Genomic DNA, 12,679 nt, shown 5'->3' with positions numbered 1-12,679 from the left:
TCGCTAATCAGGTCTTTTGGCCCTTCAGCGCTTGATAGATAAGCGCCAGCAGCTATTATTTTGGTAGCAGCTGGAACACTTCGCGCGCAGCGGCGACCGTGGTGGCAATGTCCTCTGCCGTGTGGGCGGCGCTCACGAAGCCCGCCTCGTACAGGGCGGGCGCGATATAGACGCCACGGTCCAGCAGGCCGTGGAACAGCGCGTTGAAGCGCGCGCCATCGGTCTTGAGCACCTGGGCGTAGTTCTGCGGCAGCGCTGGTAGCAGGAAGAACCCGAACATGCCGCCCTCGCAATCGGCGCTGAAGGGCACGCCCTCGGCTGCGGCCGCGCCGGCCAGGCCATCGACCAGCGAACGGGTGCGGGCGGCCAGCGCGTCGAAGAAGCCCGGCTTCTTGATCTCGCGCAGCGTGGCCAGGCCGCAGGCCGTGGCCACCGGGTTGCCCGACAGCGTGCCCGCCTGGTACACCGCGCCCAGCGGCGCCAGGTGTTCCATGATGGCGCGCGGGCCGCCAAAGGCCGCCAGCGGCATGCCGCCGCCAATCACCTTGCCCAGCACCGTGAGGTCGGGCTTGAAGCCGGGGATGCTCTTCGCATACACGCTCTGCGCGCTGCCCAGCGCCACGCGGAAGCCCGTCATCACTTCATCCAGCACCAGCAGCGCGCCGTACTCGGTGCACAGCTCGCGGCAGCGCTTCATGAAGGGGATGCTGGCGCGCACGAAGTTCATGTTGCCCGCGATGGGCTCGATCATCACGCAGGCCAGGTCCTTGCCGTGCAGGGCGAAGGCTTCCTCCAGCTGGGCAACGTTGTTGTATTCCAGCACCAGCGTGTGCTGCACCACCTCCGGCGGCACGCCCGCGCTGGTGGCGTTGCCGAACGTGGCCAGGCCCGAGCCGGCCTTGACCAGCAGCGAGTCGGCATGGCCGTGGTAGCAGCCTTCGAACTTGATGAACTTGCTGCGGCCGGTCGCACCGCGCGCCAGGCGGATGGCGCTCATGCCGGCTTCGGTGCCCGAGCTGACGAGGCGGATCATCTCCATGGAGGGCACCAGGCCCAGGATCTCCTCGGCCAGGTCGACCTCGCGCTCGGTGGGCGCGCCGAAGCTGAAGCCCTCCAGGGCGGCCTTCTGCACGGCCTCCAGCACGGCGGGGTGGCCGTGGCCCAGGATCATGGGGCCCCAGGAGCCGATGTAGTCGATGAAACGCTGGTCGTTGGCGTCCCAGAAGTAGGCGCCCTGCGCACGCTTGACGAACCGGGGCGTGCCGCCCACGGCCTTGAAGGCCCGCACGGGCGAGTTCACGCCGCCGGGGATGAGCGTCTTGGCGCGTTCGAACAGGGGAATGTTGAGGTCAGTGCTTGGTGTCATGGGGGGGCATCACAAAGCCTTCGAGGGCCTGTGCTTCATCAATGGCGGTCTCTTCTTCTTCGGTGTCGTCGTCGGGCTGGGCCCAGAACATGCGGTCGGGCACGATGTGCCCCATGCCCGGGCGAAAGCCCGCGTCCAGGCAGCGGTCGAGGTAGCTCAGGGCTTCGCTGGTGGCCTCGCCCAGGTCGTTGCCGGCGGCCACCAGGGCGGTGAGCGCAGCGGACAGGGTGTCGCCCGCGCCCGAGAAGGTGGCGTCGAACAGCTCGAACTTCCCCGTGCCCAGCACCATCTGTGGCGACGCCAGCACGTTCTCCACGAACTGCTCGGGCAGGGGGATGCCGGTGACCAGGGTGTAAGGCACGCCCATGTCCGAGGCAGCCCGGGCCAAGTCCCGCGCCGTGGGGCTGCGGTCGCTGTTCCAGTCCGGAAGCAGCCAGCGCCACAGCGTGCTGTGGTTTCCAACCAACACCGAAGTCTGCGGCAGCAACAATTCCCGGAAGGCGTCGAGGTACTCGTCGATCAGCTCTTCTCGCCACCAGGACAGGTTGGGCATGTACGCGATGACCGGCACCTCGTCGTAGTCCGTGGTGATCTCCGCGACGGCGCTCACGTTTTCCGCGCTGCCCAGGAAGCCGACCTTGATGGCCTGCACGGGCAGGTCCTCCAGCACGGCGCGCGCCTGCTCGGTCACCGCCTCGTCTTCGAAGCTGAAGTGGTCAAAAATCTGGGCGGTATCGCGGGCATAGGCGCCGCAGGCCACCGCCACCGGGTGCCCACCCACCGATGCGATGGTGGTGATGTCTGCGGTCAGCCCGCCGGCGCCGCTGGGGTCGCTGGCGTTGAAAACCAGTACGCAGGCGGGGGTCGCTTCCTCCGAACCGTCATCTTCGCCGTCTATGATTTCCGAGGGGGAGAGGGAGGCTTTGTCGGTCATGGACCAGATCCTGCAAGAGGGGTGGCACCAATGCCGCGGCCCATGGAGATGACTAGATACAATCGTTGCATTCTATGTGAAGGCCCTTTAAGCTGTGACCGACTCTAAAACTTGGATGTGTCTGATTTGCGGTTGGATTTATGACGAAGCAGCGGGTTCACCAGAGCACGGCATCGCACCCAATACGCCCTGGGACCAGGTCCCCATGAACTGGACCTGTCCCGAATGCGGGGCCCGCAAAGAAGACTTCGAGATGGTCCAGATCTGAGGCGTACCAGCACCATCCATCATGGTGCTGCTGCGTTGTTTATTTTCCCATCGGGAGCGGTAACAATTGACTACAACAGGCGCATCTTTCAAAGTGCTCGTGGTGGATGACAGCAATACCATTCGTCGAAGCGCCGAGATTTTTCTCAAGCAGGGGGGGCACGAAGTCTTGTTGGCAGACGACGGCTTTGATGCTTTGGCCAAGGTCAATGATTACCAGCCCCAGCTGATTTTCTGCGACATCCTCATGCCCAAGCTCGACGGGTACCAGACCTGCGCGATTATCAAGCGCAACGCCCGTTTTGCAGATACTCCGGTGGTGATGCTGTCCTCCAAGGACGGCGTGTTCGACAAGGCGCGCGGGCGCATGGTCGGCTGCCAGGAATATCTCACCAAACCGTTTACCAAAGACCAGCTGCTGCAGGCTGTGCAGCAGTTTGGCAATTCCCAACAAGGAGCGATGTAATGCCCATCCAGAAAGTATTGGTCGTCGACGACTCGAAGACCGAGTTGATGTTCCTGACCGACCTGCTCCAGAAAAAAGGCATGCAGGTGCGTACGGCAGAAAATGCCGACGAAGCGTTCCGCCGCCTGGCCGAGGAAAAGCCCGACCTGATCCTGATGGACGTGGTCATGCCCGGCCAGAACGGTTTCCAGCTCACCCGTGCCATCACGCGGGACCCCGCCTACGCCGACGTGCCGATCATCATGTGCACCAGCAAGAACCAGGAGACCGATCGCGTCTGGGGAATGCGGCAGGGAGCGCGTGGCTATATCACCAAGCCCGTGGACCCCGCTGAACTCCAGGCCAAGATTGACGCCCTGAACTGAGGCTGCGGCGCGTTCATGGCCAACCGCGAAGCCCTGCGAGAGCTCCAGACCCGGCTTGCCAGCCGCCTTCAGGCTGCAAGAACCGAAGGAACCTCTGTGTCGTCCTGGCTGGCTGTCGAGTCCGCCGGGAAATTCTATTTGCTGCCGCTGGGCCAGTCCGGGGAGATCTTTCCCTGGGTGCCGGTCCAGGCGGTCCCCTACACCCAGCGCTGGTTCCTGGGCGTTGCCAACCTGCGCGGCGGCCTGGTGGGGGTGGTGGATCTGGCGGGCCTGCTGGGCTCCGAGGTAGCGCGGACGGAGCAGGGGCTGGCCGAGGCCAGCCTGCTCGCGTTCAACGCCGCCCTGGACGTGAATGCCGCGTTGCTGGTGGACCGGCTCGCGGGTCTGCGCGGGACCGAGGCCTTTGTCGGGTCCGAGCCCCCGGCCGAGGATGCGCCCGCCTTCTTCGGGAGCGCCTATCTCGATTCCAGCGGCACGCGCTGGCAGGAGCTGAACCTGCAGATCCTGTCCCAACATCCTGCTTTCCTGAGCATCAGTGCTTGAGTTTTTCTGTAAGGCTGCACCATGTCCGTCGTCAATCAATTTGGAAAACTGTTCAACCGGAAACCCGCCACGCCGGAAGCCGGCGCGGCGGCTGGCGCCGCTGACGACGGGCAGGACCCGCTTGCCGCGGGTGCAAGCGCATTGCGCGAGACCTACCAGGCAGAGGCCCTGAACAGCGTCCAGGGCGACCCGGACGGCTACCCTTCGGAGCTGTCCGCGCCCGAAGCCGAGGAAGACCTCATTGCGCTGCCCATCCTGGGGCGCGCCACCGCGGCGGCGCACCAGCGGCGCCTGCTGGGGCTGCTGGGCGTGGGCGTGGTGGTGCTGGCGCTGATTGCTGCCTGGGTGCTTCGCCAGGCCGACCGCTCGGCGCAGCAGCTTGCCGCTACCGGCCAGTCGCTCATGCAGTCACAGCGCTTGGCCAAGTCGGTGTCGCAGGCGCTGGTGGGTAGCCCCCAGGCATTCCCTGACGTGGTGGAAAGCTCCGGCGTGCTGGCGCGCAACGTGCGCGCCCTGAACGCGGGCGACGAAGAGCTGGGCGTGCAATCCCTGGGCGAGCCCTACAAGCCCGACCTGGAAGCCGTGAACCCCCTGATGGAGCGCGCCGAGCGCAACGCCAGCGTGGTGATGGGCCAGCAAAAGATCCTGACCCAGGTGGGTGACGCGCTGCGGACCATCAACCGCCAGTCGTCCGACCTGCTGGAAATCGCAGAAACCGTCTCGTCGCTCAAGCTGCAGCAAAACGCGCCTGCGGCCGAGATTTCCGCAGCTGGCCAGCTGGTGATGCTGACGCAGCGGATCGGCAAGTCGGCCAACGAATTCCAGACCATGGAAGGCGTGAGCCCTGAGGCCGTGTTCCTGCTGGGCAAGGACTTGAACTCGTTCAAGGAGATTGCCCAGGGCCTGCTGGACGGCAGCCCCGAACTGCGCCTGACGGCCACCAAGGACGCCCAGACCCGCGAACAACTGGAAGCGCTGGTGAAGCTGTACGAGCAGACCCGCACCCAGGCCAGCGCCATTCTGGGCAACCTGCAGGGCCTGGTGTCGGCCCGCGAAGCACAGTCCGCCATCATTGCCGACAGCGAACCGCTGCGCCGCCAGCTGGAAAACCTGCAAACCAAGCTCTCGGCCCAGACGGGCGTGGGCGGCGGCCAATTGGCCGCCCTGGCGCTGGCCGGCCTGTTCGTGATTCTTTGCGGCGTGGGCATTTCCCGCGTGCAGCTGCTGGACAGCCGTGGCCGCCAGGCGGCTGCTGAAATGCAGCAGCGCGATGCCAAGCGCCAGGAGCAGGAAGCCAAGCGCGTCAACGACGCGAACCAGGCGGCCATTTTGCGTTTGATGAACGAACTGCAGGCGGTTGCCGAGGGTGACCTGACGCAGGAAGCCACCGTGACGGAAGACATCACCGGCGCCATTGCCGACTCGGTGAACTACACGGTGGAAGAGCTTCGCCAGCTGGTGGGCAGCGTGCAGAACACGGCCACCCGCGTGGCCCAGACGACCGCCCAGGTGGACAACACCTCCACGGAACTGCTGGCCGCTTCGACCGAACAGCTGCGCGAGATCCGCGAAACCGGCCGCTCCGTTCTGGACATGGCGACCCGAATCAACGAGGTGTCTACCCAGGCGCAAGAGTCCGCCACGGTGGCCCGCCAGTCGCTGCAGGCAGCCGACTCCGGTCTGCAGGCCGTGCAGAACGCCATCGGCGGCATGAACTCCATCCGCGACCAGATCCAGGACACCTCAAAGCGGATCAAGCGCCTGGGCGAATCGTCGCAGGAGATCGGTGAAATCACCGAGCTGATTTCCGACATTACCGAGCAGACGAACGTGCTGGCCCTGAACGCAGCCATCCAGGCCGCATCCGCTGGTGAAGCCGGCCGCGGCTTCTCGGTGGTGGCGGAAGAAGTGCAGCGCCTTGCTGAACGTTCCGCAGACGCCACGCGCCAGATCTCGGCGCTGGTGAAGGCCATTCAGACCGACACCCAGGATGCCGTGGCCGCTATGGAGCGCTCCACGCAGGGTGTGGTGGAAGGGGCCCGCCTGTCCGACAGCGCCGGTACCGCACTGACCGAAATCGACCGCGTGTCGCGCCGCCTGGCAGAACTGATTGAACAGATCTCGTCGTCCACATCGCGCGAAGCCGTGCTGGCCAACGAGGTGGCAGACAACATCCAGCACATTTTTGCGGTGACCGAGCAGACGGGCGAGGGCACGCGCACCACGGCGCAGCAGGTGCGTGAGCTGTCTCACATGGCCGAGGAACTGCGCCAGTCGGTGGCCCGGTTCAAGATTGCCTGACGCTTAGTCTTCAACCATCTGGCTCGAAGCAGCCGGGGACGAATCCATGTCATCTATTGATGTCAATATTGCACCGGCTGTGGATGGCGCTCAGGGGGATCAGGACCTCGGCCCCCTGGCGTGGGTGCTTGACGAATTGCGCAAATCCCTTGACGGAGCCGTCAAGGCCATGCGCCGCTTTGTTCGCGACGCAGAAGCTGCCCGCGAGTCCGATCTGGCCGCGCTGGACGCCGGCCCCCTGCGCATTGCGCGCCAGCAGTTGCATCAGGCTTGCGGCGCTCTGGAAATGGTGGGCATGGGCCCGCCCGCGCTGGTTCTGCGGGCCATGGAGTCCGCCGTGCAGAAGTTTGTGCAGCGGCCCGAAAGCTGCAGCGACGAAGCCGCCGCCGTCATTGAGCGGGCCAGCTTTGCGCTGATCGAATACCTCGAAACCGTGCTGGCCGGCAAGCCGGCCTCGCCGGTGGCGCTGTTTCCCCAGTACCGCGACGCCCAGGCACTGGCCGGCGCGGACCGGGTGCACCCGGCAGACCTGTGGCCCGTGGAGCGGCGTTTCCGCGAGCCCGAAGGCGTGGTTGCGGCCGCGCCGCTGGCCTATGGACCGCAGGCGCGCGGGCGTCTGGACTCGGCCGTGCTGCGCATCGTCAAATCGGGCGATCCCAAGGCCGCCCTGAGCCTGCGGGACACCTGCCTGGGTTTCGTGGCCGCCCAGCAGGACCGCCAGTCCCGGGCGTTCTGGAAGATCTGCGCCGGCTTCTTCGAAGCGTTTGGCACCGGCCTGCTGCCGGCGGACGTCTACGTCAAGCGGGTGGCGTCCCGGGTGCTGATGCAATACGCAACGCTGGCCAAGGGCGACGCGACGATTGCCGACCGCCTGGTCCAGGACCTGCTCTTTTTCTGTTCGCAAGCCAAGCCGGCCGATCCGGCGGCCCAGGACGTGCCCGCCCTGCGGGCGGTCCGGCAGGCCTTTGCGCTGGACCGGTTCAAGCCGGTGGACTACGAGTCGGCCCGTTTCGGCCGCTTTGACCCGGCCTTGCTGGCCCAGGCGCGCAAGCGGATTGCCGCGGCCACGGAGACCTGGTCGGCGCTGGCGGGTGGCGACCGCAACAAGCTCAAGCCGGCGGCAGACCAGTTCAGCCTGGTGTGTGATTCGCTGCGCAAGCTCCAGCCCGGCAGCGAGAGCCTGGCCCAGGCCCTGACGCGCGCGCTGGATGCGACCACGCGCTCCGGTGAGCCGCCTTCGGCCGCGCTGGCCATGGAAGTGGCCACCTCGGTGCTGTACCTGCAGGCCGCATTCGAAGAGCTGGATGCCGCGGACGACCAGATGGAAGCCCGTGCCAGCCGGCTGGCCGAACGCCTGGATGCCGTGCGGGCGGGCGCGGAGCCTGAGCCGCTGGAGCCGTGGATGGAAGAGCTGTACCGCAGGGTCAGCGACAACCAGACCATGGGCAGCGTGGTGGACGAGCTGCGCGCCACCCTGGCCGAGGCCGAAAAGGCGATGGACCAGTTCTTCCGCAACCCCCAGGACACGGCGGTGCTGGCCACCGTGCCGGGCCACCTGGCGCAGATGCGGGGCGTGCTGTCCGTGCTGGGGCTGGACCAGGCCTCGCTGGCCGTGGTCCGCATGCGGGACACGGTGGAGCGGCTGCTCATCAACGAAGTGCCTGAAGCCGACCGGCAGGGCGTGTTCGAAAAGCTGGGCAACAGCCTCGGCGCGCTGGGGTTCCTGATCGACATGCTCAGCTACCAGCGCACGATGGCGCGCAAGCTGTTCGTGTACGACGAAGAGCTGGGCGAGCTGCGCATCCTGATGGGCAAGACCCGGCGGCGCGCCTCGGACGCCGCGGAAGACACGCCGCCCCCGCTGGAAGAACGCGCCGCCATCCCGGTCCCGGATGTGCTGCCCCGTTTCCCGGTGCAGGAGCCCGCCAGCGCGCCCACCGATTTCGGGTCGCTGCCGTTCCTGGCGGATATACCGCCTGCACCCGCCAGCACCCCCGTGGAGCCGGTGGCGGCCGGCGCGCTTGCGCCGGACTTCTCCTTTGATCTGGAGCTGCCTGCGCCCGCGGCCGAGGTCGTCCCGGCACCAGCGCCCGCGCCCGTGGCGCCGGTCGCCGCGCAAGAGCCCGAGGTCGAGGACGAACTGCTCGACGTCTTCCTGGAGGAAGCCCGGGAGGTGGTGGGCAATGGCTTGGCCGCCATCGAAACCCTGCGCAGCGAGCCGGCGGACCTCAGTGAGCAGACCACGCTGCGCCGCGCCTTCCACACGCTCAAGGGCAGCTCGCGGATGGTGGGCCTGAACGACTTTGGCGAAGCGGCCTGGTCCATGGAGCAGGTGCTCAATGCCTGGCTGGCAGAGCAAAAGCCCATGCAGCCCGGCTTGCTGCAGCTGTCGTCCGACGCGCTGCAAGCCTTTGGCCGCTGGGCCGACGATATTGCAGCGGGCACCGCGTCCGGCTGGATGCCGGAGGCGTTCCGCAAGTCCGCAGATGCCATGCGCCTGCAGGGCACGCTGGTGCCGCTGTCGCTGGCGTCCGCCGGTGTGGAACCCGCCGAACCCGCGGCGGCAGCAGAGCCGGCCGAGCCTGTCGTGGCAGAGGTTGCGCCGCAGGAACTGCCCGAGGTGGCGGTGGAGACGGTAGAGACCCCAGTGGAACCGGCGGAGCCCGCAGACCTGGAGGTTCAGGACTTCGCGGCCACCGAAATTCCCGAAGAAGGTTTTGCCGGCACGGAGCCTGCCCCCGAGGTCACCGAGGACATCGATTTTTCCGAGTTCGAGGCCGCCCTGGACAACACGCCAGCCGAGCCAGAGCCTGCAGAGGCCCTGGGTGCCGATTTTGTGCTGGACCTCGAACTGCCCGACCTGGAACCCGCGGCCGTGGCTGCGGCGCCGCAGGACGAAGCACCGGAACTGGCCGGCCTGACGCCCGCGGAAGAGGGTGTGGCCGAGGCAGCCGCCGCCGAGGCGCTTGCGTTGCCTTCGCTGGAATCCGAGGAGCTGCCTCCGCTGGAGGTGCTGCTGCCGGGCGAAGTGCCTGCCGCGGCGGCCCCGGCGCCGGAGCCGCTGCTCGCCGAAGACGATATGCTGGCCGCACTGGCCGGCGAAGCGCAGCCCGGACTGGCTCAGGAACCCGCGCAGGCCGTGGAGGCCCCGGCGCCCGCGCCGGTCGAAGAGCCCGTGCCGGTGGCTGAATCCGCCCCCGCGCCGGCGGAAGAGCCCGCGCCCGTGGCGGCCGAAGCCCTGCCGCCCGAGGAGCAGGACGGTGGCGATGAGGCGGTGAAGGTGATCGACACCTTGCGCATCGGCATCCCGCTGTACAACGTGTACCTCAACGAGGCCGACGAGTGGTCCCGTCGCCTGGCGACCTGCCTCCAGGAATGGTCGCTGGAACTGCACGAGCCCCTGCCCGACACGGCCGTGGCGCTGGCCCATTCGCTGGCCGGCGCCTCCGCCACCGTGGGCTTCACGGCCCTGTCCGAGCTGGCACGGGTGCTGGAGCATGCGCTGCAGCACGTGACCCTGCAGTCCGGCGGTACGCAGGACCAGGCCCAGGCGTTCATGGCGGCCGCCGAAGACATCCGGCGCCTGCTGCACCAGTTTGCTGCCGGCTTCCTCAAGGAGCCGAGCCAGGACGTTCTGGAGCAACTGCGCCAGATCCTGGAAACCGAGGTGGACAACACCTTGTCTCCGCCCGAAGAGGAGGCCGCCCAGGCGCTGCTGGCACCCGAGGCGGCGCCCAGCGATGCCCCCGTGGCCGCCGGCGAGGCGTTGCTGCAGTCCCTGGCGGAGGAGCCGGCCCCTGTGGCGGTCGCCCCCAGCACAGTGGCGCCAGCGCTGTCTGCCAATGTGCCCGACCACGACCAGCGCGTCGACCACGCCATCGCACAGGCCGTCGCGCGCGCCTCGGATGTGGACGATGACATCGATGCCATCGACGTCATCGACCCCGACCTCTTCCCCATCTTCGAGGAGGAGGCGGCCGAACTGTTGCCCCAGCTTGGCGGCGCCTTGCGGCAGTGGGCCGCACGCCCGGACAACCTGGGGGCGCGCAACGAAGTGCTGCGAGCACTGCACACGCTCAAGGGCAGCTCGCGGCTGGCCGGCGCCATGCGGCTGGGCGAAATGGCCCACCGGCTGGAGTCCGCCATCGAGCAGCTGGATGCCGAAACGGTGACGGCGGACCAGATCGAGCCGCTGCAGGCGAGTTTCGATGCGCTGCAAGCGGGCTTCGATGCGCTGCGGGCCATTGGGCAGAGCCCTGCCGAGCCCGCCATGGCGGCACCGGTGGAGGACATCCATGTCCATCTGGCGGCCGCCCCCGAGGCTTCTTCGCAGGTCGCTGCGGCGGCTTCCGTGCCAGCGGCCGGCGCCCCTGCGGTGCCCGCCGCGGGCGCTCCGGCACCAGCGGCGCTGCGTGCGCCAGTGGCGGCACAGCTGGCCCCGCTCCGCGCGGCAGCCAGCCAGTCGGTGCGGGTGCGTGCCCAGCTGCTGGACCGCCTGGTGAACCAGGCGGGCGAAGTGATGATCAGCCGCTCGCGGCTGGACGCACGGATGGGCCAGTTCCGCAGTTCGCTGGCCGATCTGTCGGGCAACCTGGACCGCCTGCGCCAGCAGTTGCGCGACATCGAAGTGCAGGCCGAGACGCAGATGCAGTCGCGCCTGGCACTGTCCAAGGATTCCGCAGCCGGCTTCGATCCGCTGGAGTTCGACCGCTTCACGCGGGTGCAGGAACTCACGCGCATGATGGCCGAGTCGGTGAACGACGTGGCCACGGTGCAGCGCAACCTGCAGCGGGCGATGGAAGGGGCGGAAGACGACCTCATCGCCCAAGGCCGGCAAGCGCGTGAACTGCAGCGCGATCTGCTGCGCACCCGCATGGTGGAGTTCGAAGGCATTGCGGAGCGCCTGTATGCGGTGGTTCGCCAGTCGTCGAAGGAAATGGGCAAGCAGATCAAGCTCGACATCACGGGCGGCTCCATCGAGATGGACCGCGGCGTGCTGGACCGCATGACGCCCGCGTTCGAGCACCTGCTGCGCAATTGCGTGGCCCACGGTATCGAAAGCCCCGAAGACCGCGTCGCGGCCGGCAAGCCTGCCTCGGGCACCATCACGGTGGATCTGCGCTACGAGGGCAACGACGTGTCGGTGGAGTTCCGCGACGACGGCGCCGGCCTGAATGTTCCGCGCATCCGCGAGAAGGCGGTGGCACAGGGCCTTATCGCTCCCGACGCCGAACTGAGCGACGCGGAAGCGGGCAACCTGATCTTCATGCCGGGCTTCTCCACCGCCACGGAAGTGACGGGCCTGGCGGGGCGCGGCATCGGGATGGACGTGGTCCGCTCGGAAATCAACGCGCTGGGCGGTCGCATCGAGACCTCCACCCAGGCCGGCAAGGGCGCCGCGTTCCGCATGGTGCTGCCGCTGACCACGGCTGTCACGCAGGTGGTGATGCTGCGCTCGGGCGATCTGGCCATCGGCGTTCCGGCCAACGTGGTCGAGATCGTGCGCCGCACGTCGGGGCCGGAGCTGGAAGAAGCGTACCGCACCGGCCTGTTCGACGACGGCATGGAAAAGCTGCCGTTCTTCTGGTCGGGCGCGCTGCTGCAGGCTTCTGCGCGCAGCAACGAGCCGGCGGGCAAGACGCGTCCGGTCGTGATCCTGCGCAGCGCCTCGCAGCGCATCGCCATGCACGTGGACGAAGTGCTGGGCAACCAGGAAGTGGTGGTGAAGAACCTGGGGCCGCAGCTGTCCCGGCTGCCCGGCCTGGCCGGCATGTCGGTGCTGGCATCGGGCGCCGTGGTGCTGATCTACAACCCGGTGGCCCTGGCCACGGTGTACGGCGACCAGGTGCGCGCCGCCACGGCGGGCCTGCCGCCGGTGCTGGAGGCAGGTGCCGAAGCGGCCGCGGTTGCGGGCGGCGGCAAGTCGGTGGTCTCGCCCCAGCTGGCGGGACCGAGCCAGGTGCCGCTGGTCCTGGTGGTGGATGACTCCATCACCGTGCGCCGGGTCACGCAGCGCCTGCTGCAGCGCGAAGGCTATCGCGTCGCGCTGGCGGCGGACGGCCTGCAGGCGCTGGAACGCCTGCAGGAGGAGCGCCCCACCGTCGTGCTGTCCGATATCGAAATGCCCCGCATGGACGGTTTCGACCTGGCGCGCAACATCCGCGCCGACGGCGCCCTGCGGGATCTGCCGATCATCATGATCACCTCGCGGATCGCCGAGAAGCACCGCGAACATGCCATGGAGCTGGGCGTCAACCACTACCTGGGCAAGCCGTACTCCGACGAGGAGCTGCTGAGCCTGATCCAGCACTACGCCCGGGCAGCTGCAGCGGCAGCGGCCGAGGCCTGACACCATGCAGGCCCGCTCCCGACCCCGCGAGTCTGCCTGGGTCGGGAGTGCTCTCTTGCTGCCTTGCCTTGCGTGCTGCGCATGGAAA

The 12,679-nt window shown here is 67.7% G+C and carries 8 protein-coding genes; 6 read left to right on the top strand and 2 right to left on the bottom strand.

Annotated elements, in window-relative coordinates; all coding sequences use genetic code 11:
• Positions 1 to 55: 55 nt before the first annotated feature.
• Positions 56 to 1,366 (bottom strand): glutamate-1-semialdehyde 2,1-aminomutase, encoded by a 1,311-nt coding sequence (gene hemL, locus ACOYR3_RS18945; protein ID WP_422843854.1) that lies wholly within the window; start codon positions 1,364 to 1,366, stop codon positions 56 to 58.
• Positions 1,350 to 2,300, bottom strand: coding sequence for a bifunctional hydroxymethylpyrimidine kinase/phosphomethylpyrimidine kinase (thiD, locus tag ACOYR3_RS18940; protein ID WP_422843853.1), 951 nt, complete (start codon positions 2,298 to 2,300; stop codon positions 1,350 to 1,352). Before thiD ends, hemL begins: the two co-directional genes overlap by 17 nt.
• A gap of 94 nt (positions 2,301 to 2,394) precedes the next feature.
• Between thiD and ACOYR3_RS18935 the strand changes: the two genes are divergently transcribed.
• The 6 genes from ACOYR3_RS18935 (at position 2,395) to ACOYR3_RS18910 (ending at position 12,591) form a co-directional block, all read left to right on the top strand.
• On the top strand, positions 2,395 to 2,568 hold the full coding sequence (locus tag ACOYR3_RS18935; protein WP_291489611.1) for a rubredoxin: 174 nt from the start codon (positions 2,395 to 2,397) through the stop codon (positions 2,566 to 2,568).
• A 66-nt stretch (positions 2,569 to 2,634) separates the two neighbouring features.
• Positions 2,635 to 3,033: a response regulator gene (locus ACOYR3_RS18930; RefSeq protein WP_005796099.1), complete on the top strand. Its 399-nt coding sequence runs from the start codon at positions 2,635 to 2,637 to the stop codon at positions 3,031 to 3,033.
• A complete protein-coding gene (locus ACOYR3_RS18925; protein WP_291489612.1) occupies positions 3,033 to 3,398 on the top strand; it encodes a response regulator in 366 nt (121 codons plus the stop codon). The genes ACOYR3_RS18930 and ACOYR3_RS18925 overlap by 1 nt, the downstream gene beginning before the upstream one ends.
• 15 nt (positions 3,399 to 3,413) lie before the next feature.
• Positions 3,414 to 3,941 (top strand): chemotaxis protein CheW, encoded by a 528-nt coding sequence (locus ACOYR3_RS18920; RefSeq protein WP_422843852.1) that lies wholly within the window; start codon positions 3,414 to 3,416, stop codon positions 3,939 to 3,941.
• A 21-nt stretch (positions 3,942 to 3,962) separates the two neighbouring features.
• The gene (locus ACOYR3_RS18915; protein WP_422843851.1) at positions 3,963 to 6,242 is read left to right on the top strand and encodes a methyl-accepting chemotaxis protein; all 2,280 of its coding nucleotides are present in this window, start codon (positions 3,963 to 3,965) and stop codon (positions 6,240 to 6,242) included.
• A gap of 46 nt (positions 6,243 to 6,288) precedes the next feature.
• Positions 6,289 to 12,591 (top strand): Hpt domain-containing protein, encoded by a 6,303-nt coding sequence (locus ACOYR3_RS18910; RefSeq protein ID WP_422843850.1) that lies wholly within the window; start codon positions 6,289 to 6,291, stop codon positions 12,589 to 12,591.
• Positions 12,592 to 12,679: the final 88 nt, after the last annotated feature.

Origin of the sequence: Acidovorax sp. M2(2025) (assembly GCF_049330835.1) — a bacterium.
Lineage (GTDB): Bacteria > Pseudomonadota > Gammaproteobacteria > Burkholderiales > Burkholderiaceae_C > Acidovorax.
Note: the sequence above shows the minus strand (reverse complement) of the source record. Positions and strands in the feature narration are given on the sequence as shown.